The following is a 19,495-nucleotide window of genomic DNA, read 5'->3' on the forward strand; positions in this document are numbered from 1 at the left end:
GAATGACTGCTTATATCTATGATGGTTTGCGTTCCCCCTTCGGCCGCCACGCCGGCGCGCTGGCCCCGGTGCGTCCGGATGACCTGCTGGCGGATGTGATCCGCGCTGTGGTCACACGCAACCCTTTTGCCGGTGATGACTACGAAGACGTGATCATGGGCAACACCAACCAGGCGGGCGAAGATGCACGCAACGTTGCCCGTCACGCTGGACTGCTGTCCGGCCTGCCACAGGAAGTCGCCGGCGTTACCGTCAACCGCTTGTGCGGTTCCGGTCTGGCCGCGATCTTGGATGCGGCCCGCGCAGTAAAAGCCGGCGAAGGCGAGCTGTTCGTTGCCGGTGGCGTGGAAAGCATGAGCCGCGCGCCCTTCGTCATCGCCAAGAGCGAGAGCCCCTATGCACGGGAATTCCGCGCCTTCGACAGCACCATAGGTGCGCGCTTCCCCAACCCCAAGGTAGAGTCCGAGTACGGTGACGACACCATGCCGCAAACGGCGGATAACGTCGCAGCTGACCTGGGTATCACCCGTGAACAAGCTGATACCTACGCTGCGCGCAGCCAGGCACTGTACGAAAAGGCCCGCGCTGACGGCTTCTTCGCCGAAGAAATCCTGCCGATTGAAGTACCCCAAGGCCGCAAAAAGCCGAACAAGGTTGTCGATCAGGATGAGCATCCGCGCCCGTCCAGCGACATAAGCGCCCTGTCCGGCCTGCGCCCCCTGTCTGCTGACGGCGTGGTCACCGCCGGTAACGCGTCGGGCGTCAATGATGGCGCCGCTGCGCTGATCATCGGCAGCGAAGAAATCGGCCAGAAGTATGGTGTCAAAGCCCGTGGTCGGATTCTTGCCGGCGCTGTTTCCGGTGTGGCACCGCGTGTCATGGGTCTGGGCCCGGTCGAAGCCTGCAAGAAAGCATTGGCCCGCGCCGGTCTGACGCTGAACGACATGGACGTGATCGAAATCAACGAAGCCTTCGCCTCCCAGGTGCTGGGCTGCGCCAAACAACTGGGCATCGCCTTCGACGACCCACGCCTGAACCCCAACGGCGGCGCCATCGCTGTCGGACACCCGCTGGGCGCCTCGGGCGCTCGCCTGACCCTGACCGCGCTGCGTCAGCTGGAGCGTACCGGTAAGCGTTATGCGCTGGTCAGCCTGTGTATCGGGCTGGGCCAGGGTGTGGCGGCGGTCATTGAGCGCGTCTGATAGCGCCGTCCCCCTCCCCCTCTCGCGGGGAGGGGGACACCCTCCTGCCCCACCACCCACACAATTGAACAGTCATCCGGAACTTCTGACCTGCTCCTAACCTCTGCTATGGTATTGATCCCATCGAACCGGAAGCACCCTGATGTATGTGAACACCAACCCCTTTGAATGGCTGGGCCAGGCCTTCGGCACACTGATCAGGCTGATTGTTGATGGCCTGGCCTGGGTGTTCGATATGCTCAGCGGCGCCAGCACCGCCTTCGTCAACGGCTTTTCCCGTGCTCTGGGTATCGACAGCAGCATCCTCAGCATCGCCTTTGTCGTGCTCGGGCTGTTTCTCATCTATCTTGGTGTCAGCTCATTTCTCAGAAAACGCTTTATTGGCGGTGTGATCTGGCTGCTGCTCGGGCTCTGGTTATTGAGTAGCCTGATTCGCTGATCTGACGCACACGCTCATCCCACTCGCAATGAAAGGAGAACATCATGGGTTTTGCCTTGAATCTTGATCTTCAACTGACCAGCAGCGCCTTTGCGGCTGATGGCGCCATCCCCACAAAACATACTGGCGAGGGTGAAGATGTGTCACCAGCGCTGAGCTGGACCAATGCGCCGGCGGGTACCAAAAGCTTCGCCATTGTCTGCCATGACCCGGATGCCCCGTTGGTCTCGGCCAATGGCACTTACGGTTTCGTGCACTGGGTTCACTACAACATTCCCAGCGATGTCGCCTCGCTACCTGAGGGCTGCAAGCAGCACACCGATGGCCTGACCAACTTCAGCAAGACCGGTTACGGCGGTCCCATGCCTCCAGAAGGTCACGGTCAGCATAAGTACTATTTCTGGGTGCTGGCACTGGACTGCGAACCGAACCTGGAGGACGGCCTGGATATGTGGCAACTGCTGGCCAAGGTCGAGCCGCACACCCTGGCGATGAATCGCCTGGTCGGCACCTACCAGCGCGGTTGAACACAGTTGCAGCGGGAGTCCAAGGATACCCGCTCAGCGGCTGACTGAACGTCAGGCCGCCTCTGCCAGAATTTCCCGGTAGGCTTTGGGTGGCGTTTTGAAAGTGATGATAGATGGCGCCGACACGGGTATCGCATTGCACCTTGATCATGTCGATGGTGGTCGCCTTACTGACTCTGTATTTTCATACCGACAGCGGGCAGTTGGCACAGATCAGCAATGATTATTTGCTGGCCGAAACCGACGCCAACCAGACCCGCAACAATTACTCAACCAGAGCGCACACTTGTGGTCGAGAAGCGGCCAGTTGCTGCTGAGCACGACGCAAATCATCTATTAAAAGGAATGAGGAGCAGATCATGCAGGATAAACAGTACGTCGCTCTGGAAGCGGTACGCGAACGAGTCGCTGCGCAACCTTTTACTCAACTGCTTGGCGCAGAAGTCAGTGCGGTATCGGAAAGCAGTTGTGAACTGACCTTGCCGATGCGTCCTGAACTGACCCAGCAATACGGCTTTGCCCATGGCGGCGTGATTTCCTATCTGGCCGATAATGCGGCGACCATTGCCGGCGCCATGGCCTTGCAAGCCCCCGCAGTGACCTCGGAATTCAAGATCAACTACCTGAGACCCGGCATTGGCGAACGCTTGATAGCCCGTGCAGAATGCCTCCACGCCGGCCGTAGCCAGGCGGTGTGTCGCTGCGAGGTCTATACCGTCACCGAAGGAGAAGAGAAATTGTGCGCTGCCGCGCAGGCGACCATCGCTCTGTTACCCAAGCCGCTCACCTGATGACGAATCATCGCCGCCGTGCATGACGGCGGATTCATGCTGCCATACCAGCTTGCCGCCTCACCCCAGCCTGTCTAGGATGGGCAGTCCAGCAAGCTTGTCAATGGACAATCAATAATGAGTAACCGTCACGCCTTCGATCAGGCCATTGCCCTGACACCCCTCTCCGACAACCGGTACCAGGGCAAGACCAGCGAAGCCTTCCAGAACATGGTCGGCCCGTTTGGCGGGAGCACCGCTGCTACCCTGCTGAATGCGGTATTGCAGCATCCGCAGCGGCTGGGCGACCCAGTCTCCCTGACCGTCAACTTCGCCGGGCCAGTAGGCGAGGGCGAATTCGAGGTAGAAGCCACGCCACTGCGCACCAACCGCTCGACCCAGCACTGGTTACTGCTGCAGAAACAAGATGGCGAGGTGGTCACCAGTGCCACGGCCTTTTTCGCCCTTCGCCGTGACACCCTGACAGAGCAGCAGTTGTGCGCTCCGCCAGCGCCTGCACCAACCTCGCTGCAGCGCATGGATATCAGCATCCGCAACTGGTTCAAGCAATACGATTTCCGCTTTGTCCACGGTATACCGTTGATGGGCCGCGCAGAAGGACAGCCGCTCGATACCGAATCACTGTTGTGGGTGCGCGACGCTGTGGAACGGCCGCTGGACTTCACTTCGCTGACAGCGCTGGGAGATGTGTTCGCCCCGCGTATTTTCCTGCTGCGCAAGAGTTTTACGCCATCGGGCACGGTGTCCATGACCCACTATTTTCATGCCACCAGCGACGAGTTGGAGCAGGTAGGCAGTGGCTTTCTGCTGGGTCGAGCGCAGGCTTCACGGCTGCATAACAACTACGCCGATCAGGTCGCTCATCTATGGTCGGAAGATGGCCGGCTGTTGCTGACCAGCACCCAGTCGGTGTATTTCAAGGAGTGACGTGATGGGCTGGCTCGCTGTCAGCGCTTGCCCGAGTCATCGAGCAGGAGCTCGACAACCCACAAGGCGGGCCGCAACTTCACCGTCAGCCGCGGTGCGAAACCTGACTTCCGGAAGGTAGCGCGTCAGCGCTACGCTGATAGCGCCGCAGCCACTTCTGCCCTTAAAGGCGCATTGAGCAGCAAGCGGGTTTCCCGGTAGGCCTGTCGATGCAGCGCAGCCAACTGTCTGGCCTTTTCCCTGGCACGTTCCAGCAATTCACCGCCTGTAGCCAGCTCATCATAAAAGCCGGCATCAAGCGCCTGCTGTGGCTCCAGCGTCTGAGCCTGCAGGGCGCAGCGATTGAGCCAGGACGGTGCCAGGCGCGTGCGTGCCTGAGGCATGGCGGCATCGGGCATGGTCATGCCGATGGCTACCTCATTCAGGCCGACGCTGAAAGCGCCTGCCGCGCCGATACGGTAGTCGGCCAGCAGCAACATGAAGGCCGCCTTGGCCATGGCATGGCCGGTACTGGCAATAACCACCGGCGCGGGGTAGTCCAGCAGCGCCAGAGTCAGCCGATCACCCGCGGCGCGCATGGCATCACAAGCCGGCCCGCCCGCGGCGATCAACTTGCGATCGTAGCCGCCACTGAAACAGCCGGCCCGGCCATAGATAAGCAGCGCCGCATCCGCCTTCGCGGCATCGGCAATGGCCGCCAGCAAGCTTTCCAGCATCTGTTCGGACAATGCATTGACCTTGCCATCGTCCAGAGCGATCTCCGCCACGCCATCAGTGATACTCAGCGACAGGCTCATACGCTTACCTCAGCCCGCGCTTCATCCCGCAAAACCCGGCGCAGCAGTTTACCGACGGTGGACTTGGGCAGATCATCACGGATCTCGACGAAGCTCGGCACCTTGTAGCCGGTCAGTTGCTCACGGCAATGGGCGACAATGTCGGCTTCACTCAGCGTGTTGTCATGCAGGCTGACGTAGAGCTTGATGGCCTCACCCTTGCGCTCGTCGGGGATACCCACCGCCACGCATTCACGGATACCGCGATGACGCATGACCGCGTCTTCCACCTCATTGGGATACACGTTGAACCCGGATACCAGAATCATGTCCTTCTTGCGGTCGACCAGCTTGAGGAAGCCGTCCTCGTCGATGACACCGATATCACCGGTCTTCAGCCAGCCATCGGCGGTGAAGGTTTCAGCAGTCGCGTCCGGACGCTGCCAATAGCCTTTCATTACCTGCGGACCGCGTACCAACAGTTCGCCTGGCTCACCGGTCGGCATTTCGTTACCGGCATCATCCACGATCTTCAGTTGGGTATCGATGATTGCCTGGCCGATATAGCCTTCCTTATAAGGAGTGGTGGCGGTCGCTGCAATGACCACCGGCGAGGTCTCGGTCATGCCGAAGCCTTCACGGATGACGCTGCCGGTGCGCTCATGCCAGCGCTGAGCGATCGACAGATTCAGCGGCGCGCCGCCGGAGTTGACCCACTTCACCTGACTGAAGTCGATACTGTCGAATTTCGGGTGGGCCATCAGCGACACGAACAGGGAGTTGATGCCGGTCAGCAGGGTGATCCGGTGCCGCTGCATATCGGCAATCATGCCGTCCAGATCCCGCGGGTTGGTGATCAGTACACTATTGAAACCGGTGAATACCGAGGCCAGGCAGTTCGCGGTGAAGGCGAAGATATGGTAAAGCGGCAGTGGCGAAACACGCACTTCGTTGCCGTATTCCAGCTCGCCGGGGTTGAGGATGCTCACCGCCTGCAGGACATTGCACAGCAGGTTGTTGTGGGTCAGCATCGCCCCTTTGGACACACCGGTGGTGCCGCCGGTGTATTGCAATACCGCCAGATCCTCCAGACCTCGCGTCTGTTCGACTTCCGGCAGCGTCCTGCCCACGGCTAATGCGGTCATGAAGCGGGTCATATCCGGCTCGTCGTTGTGTTCCTGCGGATGGCGCCAGTCGTCCAGGCTGGTGACGATCAATCGCTCGATGGCGGTGTCACTCTGAACGCTGCGTACCAAGGGTACCAACTTGTCGAGCACCACCACCGCCTTGGCACCTGAATCAGCAAACTGGTGCCGCGTTTCCGGTGCGGTGTATTGAGGGTTGGTGTTGACGATGACCAGACCGGCCTTCAGGGCGCCGAAAATAGTCACCACATATTGCAACAGGTTAGGTAACTGAATGGCCAGCCGATCACCCGGCTGCAATCCCGCCTCGTGGCGCAGATAGCGAGCGAAGGCATCGGCATGCTCTTTCAGCGCCGTGAAGCTTACCGAGTCCGCACCACAGGAGAATGCCGGTTTTTCACCGTATTCGCGACAGGCCTGCTCTAGCAGATCATGAATATTGGTATGGCCGAGCTCGGCCAGTTGGCCGGCAACAACGCAGGATTCTGGGGTGGACATCGGAACCTCTTTTTGGACTATTATTTTGCACAGCGAAATAGAATACCAAAAGATGCTATTCTATCCATCGCGACTGTGCAATCATCGGTACAAATCAAAACAATATCGCTGTGCAGGACGTCCGCTGCTGGTATCGTTCTGCGCACACAGCAATAGTAGCTCGGCATCGATCAACCGGATGCCCGCACACGGATGCCCCTTTCAAGGTAAGAATGCTTTATGAACGACGATCAGGCAGAACAGATCCCACCCAAGGACCGCAAGTTTGTCGAGGCACTGTCTCGCGGGCTCGATGTATTGCGGGCATTCAGTCAGGGTTCGGTAGTCATGGGTAATCAGGATATAGCCCGGATCACCGGTCTACCCAAGCCCACCGTATCGCGCATGACCTATACGCTGACCAAGCTCGGCTATCTGGCCTACTCGCCACAGCTGGAGAAGTACCAGCTGGATTCCGGCGTGCTGGCCCTCGGTTATGCCTATGTGTCGAACCTGCGAGTGCGCCAGTTGGCCAAGCCCTATCTGGATGAGTTCGCGCGCAATACCAACACCTCCGTGGGCCTGACCTGCCGCGACCGGCTATCGATGATCTACGTCGAGAACTGCCGTCCAGCCGAGATCACTTCACTGCGCATGGATGTCGGCGTGCGCCTGCCGCTGGCGACCACCGCAGCCGGGCGCGCCTACCTGGCCGCGATGAAGGAAGAAGAGCGCCTGCACGTCATGAGCTCGCTGGCCGCACGCAATCCCGAGACCTGGCCGGAGCTGGAAAAGCAGCTTGAGCAATCTTTTGAAGACTATGAGAAATATGGTTTCTGCCTGTCATTGGGTGACTGGGATCGCAACGTGAATGCGGCCGGGGTGGCTCTGCATCTGCAGGACGGCACACTGATGGCCCTTACCTGCGGCGCCCCGACCTATCTGGTGTCCGAAGACAAGCTGAAGAATCAGTTGGCGCATCAACTGGCCATTCTCGCCGGCGATATCCAGCGGCTTGGCGTGTAGTCATCAATGCCTTTTATGGCACACCATTTACCAACGGGCATCGACAACACGCTGTAAGTTTTGTATTTTGCCATGCGAAACGTGGTTTCATTATTTCGCACAATGAAACTCATCTGATTCACAGGAGATTCAGCATGTCGGACGTGGTCACACTGGAACGGCAGGGCGCCGTTGCCGTTATCAGAGTCAACAATCCACCGGTCAACGCCTTGGGCGTGGCCGTCCGTGAAGGTCTGCAGAACAGCTTCAACGCTGCCGAGGCCGATGCTCAGGTCAAGGCCATCGTGCTGGTTTGCGAAGGCAATACCTTCATTGCCGGTGCCGACATCAAGGAATTCGGCAAGCCGCCACAGGCGCCAAGCCTGCCTGACGTGATCAGCGGCATCGAGGCCGGCAGCAAGCCGAGCATCGCCGTGATCCACGGTACCGCCCTGGGTGGCGGTCTGGAAGTGGCCCTGAGCTGCCATTACCGCATCGCCCGCAAGGACGCCAAGGTCGGCCTGCCGGAAGTCAAACTCGGCCTGCTGCCGGGCGCCGGTGGCACCCAGCGTCTGCCGCGTGTGGTCGGTGTGGCCAAGGCCCTGGACATGATCGTCAGCGGTACGCCGATAGGCGCCGTGGAAGCCAACGAACTGGGTGTGGTGGATGAGCTGTTCGACGGCGAACTGCTGGCCGCCGGCCTGACCTTCGCCGAAAAACTGATTGCCGAAGGCCAGGGACCCCGCCGTACTGGCGAGCGTACCGACAAGCTGGAAGGCGTGGACAACGCCGCAGCGGTTGCTGCCAAGCGTGCCGAGATCGAGAAGAAGACCCCCGGCCTTTTCTCGCCGCAGCGCTGCGTCTCCGCCGTCGAGGCGTCCTTCACCCTGCCGCTGGCCGAAGGCCTCAAGCGCGAGCGCGAATTATTCGCCGAATGCCTGGTATCACCGCAGCGCGCCGCGCTGGTGCATGCCTTCTTCACCGAGCGTCTGGCTTCCAAGGTCGACGGTCTGCCCAAGGATACCCCGGTACGCGAGATCAACTCCGCCGCGGTCATCGGTGGCGGGACCATGGGTGTGGGTATTGCCATGTGCTTCGCCAATGCAGGTATTCCGGTGAAGATCCTGGAGATCAGCGAAGACGCCCGTGACAAGGCCACCCAGCGTGCGCGTGATACTTATGGCATGAGCGTCAAACGTGGCAGCCTGACCGAAGCTGCACTGGAAAAGCGCATGGCGCTGGTCAGCGGCGTTACCGATTATGCCGACCTGTCCGATGTGGACGTGGTGGTCGAGGCGGTATTCGAAGAGATGGGCGTCAAGCAGAAGGTCTTCGAAGCGCTGGATGCCAACTGCAAGCCCGGCGCGATTCTGGCCAGCAACACCTCGTCGCTGGATCTGAACGAGATCGCCCGATTCACCAAACGTCCGCAAGACGTGGTCGGCCTGCACTTCTTCAGCCCGGCCAACGTCATGCGTCTGCTGGAAGTGGTGCGTGGCGAGAAGACCAGCGATGACGTGCTGGCCACCGCCATGGCCATCGGCAAGAAGCTGAAGAAAGTCGCTGTGCCAGTTGGCGTGTGCGACGGCTTCGTCGGCAACCGCATGGTGTTCCAGTACGGTCGCGAGTCCGAATTCCTGCTGGAAGAAGGCGCCACGCCCGAACAGGTGGATGCCGCGCTGCGTAAGTTCGGCATGGCCATGGGCGCCTTCGCCATGCGCGATCTATCCGGACTGGATATCGGCCTGGCCATTCGTACCCGCCAGCGCCAGACCCTGCCCGCCGAGTTCAAGCTGCCGACCATCCTCGACAAGATGGCCAAAGCCGGCATGCTCGGTCAGAAGACCGGCAAGGGCTTTTATGTCTATGAGAAAGGCTCACGCGCGCCGCTGCCCAACCCCGAGCTGCGGGCCATTCTGGAAGCTGCCTCGAAAGAACAGGGTATCGAGCGCCGCGAACTGTCCGATGACTACATCATCGAGCGCACCATGTATGCGCTGATCAACGAAGGTGCGAAGATCCTGGAAGAAGGCGTCGCCCAGCGCGCCAGCGATATCGATGTGATCTATATCAACGGCTACGGCTTCCCGGCTCATCAGGGCGGCCCCATGTTCTATGCTGATGCCGTCGGCCTGGATCGCGTTTATGCCCGCATCTGCGAATTCCACGAGCAGCTCGGCGCCTGGTGGAAACCGGCTCCCTTGCTGGAGAAACTGGCCAAAGAAGGCCGCAAGTTCGCTGATCTCTGATTAACGTACGGCCGGCAACCCCGGCCGTCACGCTCGAACAACAACGAGGACCCAACATGGAAATCCATTACACAGCTGAACAACTCGCCTTCCGTGACGAAGTGCGCGCATTCCTCAAGCAGGAACTGCCGGCGGACATCGCAGCCAAGGTCAAACTCGGCAAGCATCTGACCAAGACCGATCACGAACGCTGGCAGCAGATCCTGTCGAAGAAAGGCTGGTACGCGCCGGGCTGGCCGGTCGAGCACGGCGGTACCACCTGGGATGCCGTGGAAAAACACATTTTCGATGAAGAATCCTCCGCTGCCGGTGCGCCACGCACCATTCCTTTCGGCGTCAACATGGTTGCCCCGGTAATCATCAAGTTCGGCACCGAAGCACAGAAGCAGCAGTACCTGCCGCGCATCCTGTCCGGTGAAGACTGGTGGTGCCAGGGTTACTCCGAGCCGGGCGCCGGTTCCGATCTGGCCTCGCTGAAGACCCGCGCCGTGCGTGACGGCGATCATTACATCGTCAACGGCCAGAAGACCTGGACCACCCTGGGCCAGCACGCCAACATGATCTTCTGTCTGGTGCGTACCGATCCGGAAGCCCAGCAGCAGCGCGGCATTTCCTTCCTGCTGATCGATATGGCCACTCCAGGCATCACCGTGCGCCCGATCATCACCCTGGATGGCGATCATGAAGTCAACGAAGTGTTCTTCGACGACGTGCGCGTGCCGGTAGAAAACCTGGTTGGTGAAGAGAACAAGGGCTGGACCTGCGCCAAGTATCTGCTGACCCATGAACGTACTGGCCTGGCTGGTATCGGTTCTTCCAAGGCGGCACTCAGCCACCTGAAAAAAGTAGCTTCCAAACAGCAGAAGAATGGCAAGTCGCTGCTCGAAGATGTGATGTTCCGCAGCCAGATCGCCGAAGTGGAAATGCAGCTGATGGCCGCCGAAATGGGCACGCTGCGTATTGTCGCTGCGGCTTCCGAAGGCGGTGTTCCCGGCGCGGAAAGCTCGATCCTCAAGGTGCAGGGCACGGAAATCCGTCAGGCCATCACCCACCTGCTGCGTAAGGCCATCGGCCCCTACGCTCTGCCCTTCCTGCCGGAAGAGCTGGAAGGCGACTACGACGGCGAATGGCTGCTGGAAAACTACAGCGCGTCTCTGGCCTCGTCGTACTTCAATATGCGCAAACTGTCGATCTTCGGCGGATCCAACGAGATCCAGAAGAATATCGTCTCCAAAATGATTCTCGAACTCTAAGGAGCGCCGACCATGGACTTCAAATTGACTGAAGAGCAGCAGATGCTGCAGGACACCGCGGCCCGCCTGGTACGCGACGTTTACACTTTTGAAAAGCGCCTGGAGTTCAGCGCCAGCGAAGCCGGCTTCAGTATCGACTTCTGGCAACAGCTGGGTGAACTGGGCCTGACCGCCATCCCCTTCTCCGAAGAGCTGGGCGGTTTTGGCGGCACCGGCGTGGAAACCATGTTGATCATGGAGCAGTTCGGTCGCGGCATCTGCCTGGAACCCTACATGGAATCTGTGGTTCTGGCCGGTGGCCTGATCGGTCAGTTGGGCAATGACCAGCAGAAGGAAGAACTGCTGGGCGCCATCGCCAGCGGCGAGCTGCAGGCCGCCGTGGCACTGGAAGAACTGCACAGCCACTATGTGCTGAATGATGTTCAGACCACTGCCAAGCAGAACGGCGGTAGCTGGACACTGAGTGGCCGCAAAGGCGTGGTCATCGGTGGCCACACTGCTGGCAAAATCCTGGTCTCGGCACGCACCGCGGGTGATGTGCGCGATCAACAGGGTATCAGCCTGTTCATCATCGACCCGACTGCTGCAGGCGTCACTCGCCGCGTCTATTCCACCGTGGATGGCCGCAAGGGTTGCGAACTGGTGCTCGACAACGTTCAGGGCGAGCTGCTGGGTAATGCCGGCGATGCCTATGACGCCATCCGCTACCAGAGCGGCCGCGCCATTGCTGCTCTGTGTGGCGAAGCGGTTGGCGCCATGCGCACCGCCTGTGATCTGACCCTGGATTACCTGAAGACGCGCAAGCAGTTCGGCCAGCCGATCGGCAAGTTCCAGGTTCTGCAGCACCGCATGGTCGATATGATCAGCGAACTGGAGCGCGGCACTTCCATGGCTATCCTGGCAGCCTGCCTGGCTGATGACGAGGATAGCGAAGAGCGCAGCGCCAAGCTCGCAGCCGCCAAGTTCATCGTCAACCGCGCCGCCCGTTATGTGGCCGAGCAGTGCATCCAGTTGCATGGCGGTATCGCCATGACCTGGGAATACAACGGTGCCCATTACGCCAAGCGCCTGGTCATGATCAGCCATCAGTTCGGTGATGATGATCATCATCTGGAAGCCTACGCCAACCAGCTGGTTGTTGCCTGAGGCCACCTCTGAAGTCGGGAAAGCAGGTATTTGTCCTGTTTTCCCGGCCAATTCATTTCAATTTGACGGTCTGGGTACTATCGAACACGAAAAGTGCCCGGTATGCTAAGGCCCCTTTTTAATGTCATGCGCCCATCGGGCGCCTCACAGACTTGTGGAGGACTAACGTCCATGAAAATCCTCGTCGCCGTAAAGCGCGTGGTCGATTACAACGTCAAGGTTCGCGTGAAAGCGGACAATTCCGGCGTCGATCTGGCCAACGTCAAGATGTCCATGAACCCCTTCTGCGAAATCGCCGTGGAAGAAGCCGTACGCCTGAAGGAAAAGGGTGTTGCGACTGAAATCGTTGCCGTCACCGTAGGCCCGACTGCTGCCCAGGAGCAGCTGCGTACTGCATTGGCACTGGGTGCCGACCGCGCCGTGCTGGTCGAGTCCACCGACGAACTGAACTCGCTGGCCATCGCCAAGCTGCTCAAGGCTGTGGTCGACAAGGAGCAGCCGCAACTGGTCATCCTCGGCAAGCAGGCGATCGACTCCGACAACAACCAGACCGGTCAGATGCTGGCTGCGCTGAGCGGCTACGCCCAGGGCACCTTCGCTTCTGCGGTCAATGTGGAAGGCGAAAGCGTCAAGGTCACCCGTGAAATCGACGGCGGCCTGCAGACCGTTGAGCTGAAACTGCCAGCCATCGTCACCACCGACCTGCGCCTGAATGAGCCGCGCTACGCTTCTCTGCCGAACATCATGAAGGCCAAGAAGAAGCCGCTGGAAACCCTCAAGCCGGAAGATCTGGGCGTGAGCACCGCTTCCACCCTGAGCACCGTCAAGGTCGAAGCTCCGGCTGCCCGCAGCGCCGGCATCAAGGTCAAGAGCGTTGATGAGCTGGTCGACAAACTGAAGAACGAAGCCAAGGTGATCTGACATGACGATTCTGGTTATTGCTGAACACAACAACACCGAACTGAATGCCGCCACCCTGAACACTGTGGCTGCCGCTCAGGCTATCGGTGGTGACATCGACGTACTGGTTGCCGGCGCTGGCTGCGCTGCCGTCGCTGACGCCGCCGCCAAGATCGCTGGTGTATCCAAGATACTGCTGGCTGACAACGCTGCCTATGCTCACCAGCTGCCGGAGAACATCTCCCTGCTGATCGCCGAGCTGGGCAAGAACTACACTCACATCCTGGCCGCTGCCAGCACCAACGGCAAGAACTACCTGCCACGCGTTGCTGCCCTGCTGGACGTGGATCAGATCTCCGAGATCATCGCCGTCGAAAGCGCCGATACCTTCAAGCGTCCGATCTATGCCGGTAACGCCATCGCCACCGTCAAATCCGACGCGGCGATCAAGGTCATCACCGTGCGCGGCACCGGCTTTGACGCCGTGGCTGCCGAAGGTGGCAGTGCTGCGGTTGAAGCTGTTGCTTCGGCCCAGGACGCTGGTCTGTCCAGCTTCGTTGGCGAAGAACTGGCCAAGTCCGACCGGCCCGAACTGGCTGGTGCCAAGATCGTCGTTTCCGGCGGCCGCGGCATGCAGAACGGTGACAACTTCAAACTGCTGTACAGCCTGGCCGACAAGCTGGGTGCAGCGGTTGGCGCCTCCCGCGCCGCGGTTGACGCCGGCTTCGTACCCAACGACATGCAGGTCGGTCAGACCGGCAAGATCGTTGCTCCGGGCCTGTACATCGCCGTCGGTATCTCCGGCGCGATCCAGCATCTGGCCGGTATGAAGGACTCCAAGGTGATCGTCGCGATCAACAAGGATGAAGAAGCGCCGATCTTCCAGGTGGCTGATTACGGCCTGGTAGCTGATCTGTTTGAAGCGGTACCTGAGCTGGAAGGCAAGCTGTAAGAGCTTGGCTGCCAGCAACAATCAAACCCCCGGCTTGCGAGAGCTGGGGGTTTTTTCGTTTGGAAAGTGATGCTCCCCCTGCTCCTCTGCATCCCGCAGCGCTTATCGGAAAAACCGTCAAACAAATCCAATTTAACCCATTTCACAAACAAGAGAATCCACATCAGAATAAGCTTATTCCTTTAAAACCTAAGAGAATTAGCTATGTGGAAGGGCTTGGGCATCTGTGCATTACTGACCGCAGCAGGATTTCTTCTTGTTCATCTTCCGGGAATCAATAACAGCGGCATCAGCCCTCTGGTGATCTCGTTGGTGCTGGGTTTAGTGGCGGGAAACCTTTCCCTGCCAGTGCCTACTCATACAGTGGCGCCCGGTCTGGGATTCGCAACTCGCTGGCTGCTACGAACCGGGATTGTCATATTCGGTCTCTCGGTAACCCTTCAGCAGATATTTGCGCTCGGCTTCCAGGTAGTGATACTGGACACGCTGGTTATCAGCACCGTACTGCTGGTCGGTTATCAGCTGGGAACCCGCTGGCTCAAGCTCGATCCGGAAACAGCTCTGCTGACCAGTGCGGGTAGTGCCATCTGCGGCGCGGCAGCTATTCTCGCCACCGAGACGACTATCCGAGCCAAGCCTGCAGCCACCGCCATGGCGGTGGCCACAGTAGTTCTATTTGGCAGCCTGGCAATGATCCTCTATCCATTGTTGTATCCGTTGCTCGGTTGGGACCCGCAGCTGTACGGCGTTTTCATTGGTGCGACAGTGCATGAAGTGGCGCAGGTGGTCGCTGCGGGAGATGCTATAGGCACAGCGGCTCTGACCAATGCGGTGATCGTCAAGCTGGTTCGGGTGATGCTGCTGATACCCTTCCTGCTGATCGCCGGACAATGGTGGCTGAAGCGTCATGCCGTCGACGAGGACGACGGCGCAGAGCCACGGCGGCTGACTATTCCCTGGTTCGCCTTCGGCTTTCTGGGCATGGTGGTATTTAACAGCGTCTTTGCATTGCCGCACACTTTGCATGCAGCCATTGTTCTGTGTGGTCAGATAGCCTTGACCATGGCGATGGCGGCGCTGGGCTATGAAACACGCATCGAGAAGCTGCGTCCGCTGCGCCTGAAACCGCTGTTGCTGGCGTTGATACTCTTTGTTCTGCTGGTCATCGGTGGCTTGGGCCTGACCTGGCTATTGATCCGTATATGACGCTGGTCAATGTTCGGCTCGGACCATGGAGATATCCTCCGCACCCCACTTGTCTTGTAAACAGGATCCTCCATGCCCCAGGCACCTGAACTGCTGGCCCCCGCCGGCACCCTCAAAGCCATGCGCTACGCCTTCGCCTACGGTGCTGATGCGGTCTATGCCGGTCAGCCGCGTTACAGCCTGCGTGTCCGCGAGAATGATTTTCACAACCCCGCAGTACTCGCCGAGGGGATTGCCGAGGCGCATGCGCTGGGCAAGAAGTTCTATCTGGCGAGCAATATCGCCGCTCATAACAGCAAGGTAGCGACTTATGTCCGCGACCTGGAAGAAATCGTGGCCATGGCCCCCGACGCATTGATCATGTCCGATCCCGGCCTGATCATGCTGGTACGCGAGCGCTGGCCCCACATGCCGGTGCATCTGTCGGTCCAGGCCAATGCCACCAACTGGGCAACCGTGAAGTTCTGGCAGCAGCAAGGACTGGAGCGGGTGATCCTGTCCCGTGAGTTGTCGCTGGACGAACTCGAGGAGATTCGTCGCCAGTGTCCCGACATGGAGCTGGAGGTGTTCGTGCATGGCGCGCTGTGCATCGCCTATTCCGGGCGCTGCCTGCTGTCTGGTTACTTCAATCACCGCGATGCCAACCAGGGTGCCTGCACCAACTCCTGCCGCTGGAAATACGACCTGCAACCGGCGCAGGAGACTGCCGAGGGCAATGTCGAGCCGGTGGTAAGGGAAGTCCCCGCCCAGAAGGTGCATCTGCTCAGCCAGAGTGACAAGCCGGATGAGCTGATGGCAATTGAGGAGGACGAGCACGGCACCTACATAATGAACTCCAAGGACCTGCGAGCAGTTCAGCATGTACAGCGTTTCGTCGATATGGGCATGCACTCACTGAAGATCGAGGGCCGCACCAAATCGCATTTCTATGTCGCCCGTACCGTGCAGACCTACCGCCGGGCGATTGATGATGCCGTCGCCGGTCGTCCCTTCGACATGGCGTTGATGGACGACCTGGAAAGCCTGGCCAACCGTGGCTACACCGAGGGTTTCTACCGCCGTCACCCGCCGGGGGTTTATCAGAACTACGAGCAGGGCAATTCGCGCATGCTGCGTCATCAGTTTGTCGGCGAAGTGCTGGAAGATCTGGGTGAATGGCTCAGCATCGAGGTCAAGAATCGCTTCTGCGTGGGCGACCAGCTGGAACTAATGACCCCCTCGGGCAATCACAGTTTCGCTTTGAATTCACTGCTGGATCGTCACGGGCAACCGGCCGATGTCGCGCCGGGTACCGGGTATGTGGTGCGCATCCCCAAGCCGGACGGTATCGAGGGGGATAAGGCTCTGCTGCTACGTTACCTGCCGGCAACCTGACAGAGCGCTGAACAGAATAGGTAAATATTCGCTCAGTCGGTCAGTTCATGGTTTACTTGCGCGCCTATTCAGCTTCATTTTCTCCATGACCACGGAGCGCTGTACAAATGGATTGGTTGCAAGTAGTGATTCTCGCCCTGCTCCAGGGCCTCACCGAATTTCTCCCGGTCTCAAGTTCGGCCCACCTGATCCTGGTGCCGGCGCTCACCGGCTGGCCGGATCAGGGACTGGCATTCGACGTCGCATTGCACTTCGGCAGTCTGTTCGCGGTCCTGCTGTATTTTCGTCGGGACCTGATCAACATGACTGCCAGCTGGTCGCAGTCGCTGGTTACCCGCAAGCCAGATGACGATGCCCGCCTGGCTTGGGGCGTGCTTTTCGCTACCATTCCGGTGGGGCTGGCCGGACTGGCGTTCAAGGATCAGATCGAGTTATACCTGCGCTCGCCTTTCTATCTGGCAATGGGTCTGGTGTTTTTCGGGTTGTTGCTGGGCTGGGCGGACTGGCGCTTTCGCGGTGCGCGTACCGAAGGCCAGATGACCTGGAAGGACGTGCTGATCATCGGCTGTGCCCAGGCATTGGCACTGGTTCCCGGCACCTCCCGCGCTGGCATCACCATTACCGCCGCACTGATGCTGGGGCTGAGCCGCGAAGCCGCGTCACGTTTCTCCTTCCTGCTGTCGATTCCGGTAATTCTTTTGGCCTGCATGCTGAAGACAAAGGATCTGGTCGAGGCTCAGGTGGCCGTGGACTGGAGTTCCATGACCCTGGGCATACTGGTATCCGCCGTCAGCGCCTTCCTGTGCATCCACTACTTCCTGGTGTTCATCAAACGCATCGGCATGCAGCCGTTCGTGATCTACCGGATCATCCTGGGTGTCGCGTTGCTGGTGGTGTTCTACTGAGTTGCGGGGAAACTTTTTGTGGGAAAGCCGTAGCACGGCATGACTCCTGATGATCCCCATGCTCCGCATGGGAACCATCAGAGTTTTTCTGCCAGGCAGATCAGAAACTGAAATCCAGCTTGGCCCACAGGGTACGACCCGGCTCGTTGATCCGTGTCTCAGCCGGAAAACCGAAACTGCCGTTGCCGGCCAGGTTGAGGTGTTCGGCGTAGGCCTTGTCCAGCAGGTTATCCACTCCGACACTGCCCGTCACTTCGGTACTGAAGCGGTAGGCAGCGTTGAGCGACAACACCCCGAACCCCGCCGCATCACCGAAGTCCTTGCTGGTAACGTTACCCTTGCCATCCGCGGTACGGCTTTGCGCTGCCACCACCCGCCACAGGGCTCCGGCACTCCAGTTGTCCCGCGCATAGGTCAGGTTGAAGCGCGCCTCCAGCGGTGGCATCTGGGGTAACGCCTCACCGTCACTGCGGTTGCGCCCCCAGGCCCAGGCCAAACTGGTTTCCGTCTGCCAGTTGTCGGTCACATCCAGCGCGATACCGGCTTCGGCACCCATGATATGAGCATCGATATTCTCCGCACTGCTGATGCCGCCCATGCCGGTGTAGTCGAACAGGATGAAGTCATCGACCATGCCTGCATAGCCGGACACCCAGGCCTCCAGCCCTTCGCGCTTGTACTGCAAACCGACATCCAGCTGGGTGGTGCGCTCCGGATCAATGCCATCGAAGGCATTCACCGCGCCAACCGCCTGCCTGGGCGAGAACAGCTCCCAGTAGTCGGGGAAGCGCTGCACATGACCAAGGCCAACATAGGCCGTGGCCGGCAGGCTGGACAGATCCTCCTCCAGCCGCACAAAGGCCGCCGGCAGGGTTTCCCGACGCGTATCGCCGGCGGTGGGATTGGGTGCCGGCATGCCCATCATGCCGCCGCTGACGGTAGCGCGGAAATCTTCGACATGGTGCTGATCCAGCCGCAACCCGCCGATCAGTCGTTGATCTTCCTGCAGGGTCCAGGTCAGCTCGGAAAACACACCTATCTGGCTGAAAGCGGCATCCTTCATCCAGGACGCGTTCTCATAGGTATCCACGCCCATGCCACTGCGTGTGCGGTGGGTATTGCGTTGGGCGTCGGCGCCAGCCAGCAGTTCCACATCATCCCAGACCCAGGTTGAGGCAAGCCGGGCTCCCAAGGTGCGGCGATCCACATTGGTTGCCATCGGACCGGCCATCATGCCGGTAGTGGATGGCGTGCGCAGACTGTAGTTGTCCATCACATGGTCGGCGTAGTTGTAATACACCCGCGCCTCCAGCTCCTGCAGCGCGCCGCCCTGAAACTGCTTCTCGAAGCGCAGCCCCAGGCTTTCCCGTTCGAACTGCGAGCCATCCATGCCGCGGCCCGCGTAGCGCGCCTCGCCATCACCGGCACCGACGCTCAGCTCCAGCAGAGTGTCATCGTCCGGCGTCCAGCCCAGCGCCAGATCGGTGTTCCACTTGTTCCAGCGTGATGGTACGCGATCGCCATTACCGTCCTGGTAGTCACCGGAGCGGGAGCGGTTGCCACTCAGACGCAGATAGCCATCACGGCTACCGATGGCTCCGTCCATCTGCATATCCCGGCGGGTGTTGGAGCCCGCCACCACAGAGGCATCCAATCGGCTACCCGGTTCGTCAAAGCTCTCGGGCAGACGATCGAACCGGATGGTGCCAGCCGAAGCGCCCGGCCCCCAGGCGACGCTTTGCGGTCCCTTGATAACCGTCAGCTGGTCGAAATTCTGCGGCGCGATATAGGACGACGGAGCGTCCATGCGTGAGGGGCAGGCACCGAGCATTTCGCCGCCATTGGTCAGCAGTTTCAGTCGTGATCCGAACATGCCCCGCAATACCGGATCACTGTTGCTGCCCCCGCCGCGCACGGCAGAGAAACCGGGAATGGTCTTCAGGTAATCCGCCGCATCACTGGCCGGGATAGGCTGCCGGGCCTGCTTCGGATTGGTGATGATGGTCAACGGCGAATCCTGCTGGACCGCTGTGATGACGCGTGGCGGCAGCGCAAGCGAATCCGCATGTTGATGGTGGCTGTGATCAGCCTCAGCCAGAACCGTGACGGGCAGGCCGAGTACGGCCAGAGACAGAAAAGTACGTACAAAAACAGGTTGCGACATGGCAATTATCTCGAGATCGATCAGATACACCGCGCTGGTCAGGCCAGGCGGATGAAA

At 59.8% G+C, this 19,495-nt stretch carries 18 protein-coding genes; 15 read left to right on the forward strand and 3 right to left on the reverse strand.

What is annotated here, in order from left to right; all coding sequences use genetic code 11:
* Window positions 1-2 precede the first annotated feature (2 nt).
* The 6 genes from BLU11_RS15870 (at window position 3) to BLU11_RS15890 (ending at window position 3,886) form a co-directional block, all read left to right on the forward strand.
* The gene (locus tag BLU11_RS15870) at window positions 3-1,202 is read left to right on the forward strand and encodes a 3-oxoadipyl-CoA thiolase (RefSeq protein WP_090275048.1); all 1,200 of its coding nucleotides are present in this window, start codon (window positions 3-5) and stop codon (window positions 1,200-1,202) included.
* A 142-nt stretch (window positions 1,203-1,344) separates the two neighbouring features.
* Window positions 1,345-1,641 carry a hypothetical protein gene (locus tag BLU11_RS15875; RefSeq protein WP_090275051.1) on the forward strand — a complete coding sequence of 99 codons (297 nt, stop codon included), beginning with the start codon at window positions 1,345-1,347 and terminating at the stop codon, window positions 1,639-1,641.
* Between the two features lie 44 nt (window positions 1,642-1,685).
* Complete coding sequence (locus BLU11_RS15880; protein ID WP_090275055.1) at window positions 1,686-2,168, forward strand: YbhB/YbcL family Raf kinase inhibitor-like protein; 483 nt, start codon at window positions 1,686-1,688, stop codon at window positions 2,166-2,168.
* A gap of 113 nt (window positions 2,169-2,281) precedes the next feature.
* Window positions 2,282-2,485: a hypothetical protein gene (locus BLU11_RS19330; protein WP_157718703.1), complete on the forward strand. Its 204-nt coding sequence runs from the start codon at window positions 2,282-2,284 to the stop codon at window positions 2,483-2,485.
* Between the two features lie 42 nt (window positions 2,486-2,527).
* The gene (locus BLU11_RS15885; protein WP_090275058.1) at window positions 2,528-2,959 is read left to right on the forward strand and encodes a PaaI family thioesterase; all 432 of its coding nucleotides are present in this window, start codon (window positions 2,528-2,530) and stop codon (window positions 2,957-2,959) included.
* A gap of 117 nt (window positions 2,960-3,076) precedes the next feature.
* Window positions 3,077-3,886 (forward strand): acyl-CoA thioesterase, encoded by an 810-nt coding sequence (locus BLU11_RS15890; protein ID WP_090275060.1) that lies wholly within the window; start codon window positions 3,077-3,079, stop codon window positions 3,884-3,886.
* A 131-nt stretch (window positions 3,887-4,017) separates the two neighbouring features.
* On the opposite strand, the gene BLU11_RS15895 is transcribed toward BLU11_RS15890, so the two are convergent.
* Window positions 4,018-4,683 carry a crotonase/enoyl-CoA hydratase family protein gene (locus tag BLU11_RS15895; RefSeq protein WP_090275063.1) on the reverse strand — a complete coding sequence of 222 codons (666 nt, stop codon included), beginning with the start codon at window positions 4,681-4,683 and terminating at the stop codon, window positions 4,018-4,020.
* Window positions 4,680-6,305 carry an AMP-binding protein gene (locus tag BLU11_RS15900; RefSeq protein WP_090275065.1) on the reverse strand — a complete coding sequence of 542 codons (1,626 nt, stop codon included), beginning with the start codon at window positions 6,303-6,305 and terminating at the stop codon, window positions 4,680-4,682. Before BLU11_RS15900 ends, BLU11_RS15895 begins: the two co-directional genes overlap by 4 nt.
* Window positions 6,306-6,524: 219 nt before the next feature.
* Between BLU11_RS15900 and BLU11_RS15905 the strand changes: the two genes are divergently transcribed.
* The 9 genes from BLU11_RS15905 to BLU11_RS15945 all read left to right on the forward strand — a co-directional run bounded on the left by BLU11_RS15905 (window position 6,525) and on the right by BLU11_RS15945 (window position 17,274).
* Window positions 6,525-7,310, forward strand: a complete 786-nt coding sequence (locus tag BLU11_RS15905; RefSeq protein WP_090275067.1) for an IclR family transcriptional regulator — start codon at window positions 6,525-6,527, stop codon at window positions 7,308-7,310.
* 134 nt (window positions 7,311-7,444) lie between these two features.
* Window positions 7,445-9,538, forward strand: coding sequence for a 3-hydroxyacyl-CoA dehydrogenase NAD-binding domain-containing protein (locus BLU11_RS15910; protein WP_090275068.1), 2,094 nt, complete (start codon window positions 7,445-7,447; stop codon window positions 9,536-9,538).
* A gap of 56 nt (window positions 9,539-9,594) precedes the next feature.
* Window positions 9,595-10,791 (forward strand): acyl-CoA dehydrogenase family protein, encoded by a 1,197-nt coding sequence (locus BLU11_RS15915; RefSeq protein ID WP_090275069.1) that lies wholly within the window; start codon window positions 9,595-9,597, stop codon window positions 10,789-10,791.
* Between the two features lie 12 nt (window positions 10,792-10,803).
* Window positions 10,804-11,937: an acyl-CoA dehydrogenase family protein gene (locus tag BLU11_RS15920; protein WP_090275070.1), complete on the forward strand. Its 1,134-nt coding sequence runs from the start codon at window positions 10,804-10,806 to the stop codon at window positions 11,935-11,937.
* Window positions 11,938-12,108: 171 nt separating this feature from the next.
* Window positions 12,109-12,858: an electron transfer flavoprotein subunit beta/FixA family protein gene (locus tag BLU11_RS15925; RefSeq protein WP_090275071.1), complete on the forward strand. Its 750-nt coding sequence runs from the start codon at window positions 12,109-12,111 to the stop codon at window positions 12,856-12,858.
* 1 nt (window position 12,859) lies between these two features.
* Window positions 12,860-13,789: an electron transfer flavoprotein subunit alpha/FixB family protein gene (locus BLU11_RS15930; protein WP_090275072.1), complete on the forward strand. Its 930-nt coding sequence runs from the start codon at window positions 12,860-12,862 to the stop codon at window positions 13,787-13,789.
* A 204-nt stretch (window positions 13,790-13,993) separates the two neighbouring features.
* Complete coding sequence (locus BLU11_RS15935; protein WP_090275073.1) at window positions 13,994-14,995, forward strand: YeiH family protein; 1,002 nt, start codon at window positions 13,994-13,996, stop codon at window positions 14,993-14,995.
* Between the two features lie 72 nt (window positions 14,996-15,067).
* A complete protein-coding gene (trhP, locus tag BLU11_RS15940; protein ID WP_090275074.1) occupies window positions 15,068-16,369 on the forward strand; it encodes a prephenate-dependent tRNA uridine(34) hydroxylase TrhP in 1,302 nt (433 codons plus the stop codon).
* A gap of 107 nt (window positions 16,370-16,476) precedes the next feature.
* The gene (locus BLU11_RS15945) at window positions 16,477-17,274 is read left to right on the forward strand and encodes an undecaprenyl-diphosphate phosphatase (RefSeq protein ID WP_090275075.1); all 798 of its coding nucleotides are present in this window, start codon (window positions 16,477-16,479) and stop codon (window positions 17,272-17,274) included.
* A gap of 100 nt (window positions 17,275-17,374) precedes the next feature.
* Here the strand turns inward: BLU11_RS15945 and BLU11_RS15950 are convergent, their stop codons facing one another.
* Window positions 17,375-19,438: a TonB-dependent copper receptor gene (locus BLU11_RS15950; protein WP_090276591.1), complete on the reverse strand. Its 2,064-nt coding sequence runs from the start codon at window positions 19,436-19,438 to the stop codon at window positions 17,375-17,377.
* Window positions 19,439-19,495 lie beyond the last annotated feature (57 nt).

The sequence above is a fragment of the Halopseudomonas litoralis genome (assembly GCF_900105005.1).
GTDB lineage: Bacteria > Pseudomonadota > Gammaproteobacteria > Pseudomonadales > Pseudomonadaceae > Halopseudomonas > Halopseudomonas litoralis.

Coding starts and splice junctions, on each gene's coding strand:
- BLU11_RS15870 (WP_090275048.1), top strand. CDS start 3: ATGACTGCTTATATCTATGATGGTTTGCGTTCCCCCTTCGGCCGCCAC.
- BLU11_RS15875 (WP_090275051.1), top strand. CDS start 1,345: ATGTATGTGAACACCAACCCCTTTGAATGGCTGGGCCAGGCCTTCGGC.
- BLU11_RS15880 (WP_090275055.1), top strand. CDS start 1,686: ATGGGTTTTGCCTTGAATCTTGATCTTCAACTGACCAGCAGCGCCTTT.
- BLU11_RS19330 (WP_157718703.1), top strand. CDS start 2,282: ATGGCGCCGACACGGGTATCGCATTGCACCTTGATCATGTCGATGGTG.
- BLU11_RS15885 (WP_090275058.1), top strand. CDS start 2,528: ATGCAGGATAAACAGTACGTCGCTCTGGAAGCGGTACGCGAACGAGTC.
- BLU11_RS15890 (WP_090275060.1), top strand. CDS start 3,077: ATGAGTAACCGTCACGCCTTCGATCAGGCCATTGCCCTGACACCCCTC.
- BLU11_RS15895 (WP_090275063.1), bottom strand. CDS start 4,683: ATGAGCCTGTCGCTGAGTATCACTGATGGCGTGGCGGAGATCGCTCTG.
- BLU11_RS15900 (WP_090275065.1), bottom strand. CDS start 6,305: ATGTCCACCCCAGAATCCTGCGTTGTTGCCGGCCAACTGGCCGAGCTC.
- BLU11_RS15905 (WP_090275067.1), top strand. CDS start 6,525: ATGAACGACGATCAGGCAGAACAGATCCCACCCAAGGACCGCAAGTTT.
- BLU11_RS15910 (WP_090275068.1), top strand. CDS start 7,445: ATGTCGGACGTGGTCACACTGGAACGGCAGGGCGCCGTTGCCGTTATC.
- BLU11_RS15915 (WP_090275069.1), top strand. CDS start 9,595: ATGGAAATCCATTACACAGCTGAACAACTCGCCTTCCGTGACGAAGTG.
- BLU11_RS15920 (WP_090275070.1), top strand. CDS start 10,804: ATGGACTTCAAATTGACTGAAGAGCAGCAGATGCTGCAGGACACCGCG.
- BLU11_RS15925 (WP_090275071.1), top strand. CDS start 12,109: ATGAAAATCCTCGTCGCCGTAAAGCGCGTGGTCGATTACAACGTCAAG.
- BLU11_RS15930 (WP_090275072.1), top strand. CDS start 12,860: ATGACGATTCTGGTTATTGCTGAACACAACAACACCGAACTGAATGCC.
- BLU11_RS15935 (WP_090275073.1), top strand. CDS start 13,994: ATGTGGAAGGGCTTGGGCATCTGTGCATTACTGACCGCAGCAGGATTT.
- trhP (WP_090275074.1), top strand. CDS start 15,068: ATGCCCCAGGCACCTGAACTGCTGGCCCCCGCCGGCACCCTCAAAGCC.
- BLU11_RS15945 (WP_090275075.1), top strand. CDS start 16,477: ATGGATTGGTTGCAAGTAGTGATTCTCGCCCTGCTCCAGGGCCTCACC.
- BLU11_RS15950 (WP_090276591.1), bottom strand. CDS start 19,438: ATGTCGCAACCTGTTTTTGTACGTACTTTTCTGTCTCTGGCCGTACTC.